This window comes from Streptomyces endocoffeicus (assembly GCF_016741935.1).
GTDB lineage: Bacteria > Actinomycetota > Actinomycetes > Streptomycetales > Streptomycetaceae > Streptomyces > Streptomyces endocoffeicus.
The window spans coordinates 1-297 of the sequence record NZ_JAERRG010000250.1 but is presented as its reverse complement, the minus strand read 5'-3'; the positions used below and the strand labels follow the sequence as shown (position 1 = coordinate 297).

At 65.0% G+C, this 297-nt stretch carries 1 protein-coding gene; it reads left to right on the top strand.

Going from position 1 to position 297, the window contains the following annotated elements:
• Positions 1-297 (top strand): acyltransferase domain-containing protein (locus JK364_RS54835; protein WP_201858941.1); only part of this gene is annotated, 297 nt, incomplete at both ends.

Below are 297 nucleotides of genomic sequence, written 5' to 3'. Positions count from 1 at the left end.
GGGTCGGGTGGTGTTTGTTTTTCCTGGTCAGGGGGCGCAGTGGGTGGGGATGGGTGCGGAGTTGTTGGAGTCGAGTGCGGTGTTCGCTGAGGGGTTGCGGGAGTGTGCGGGGGTGTTGGATCCGTTGACGGGGTGGTCGTTGGTGGATGTGGTGCGGGGTGTTGGGGGTGGTGTGTCGTTGGAGCGGGTGGATGTGGTGCAGCCGGTGTCGTTTGCGGTGATGGTGGCGTTGGCGCGGGTGTGGTTGGCGGCTGGTGTGGTGCCGTCGGCTGTTGTGGGTCATTCGCAGGGGGAGAT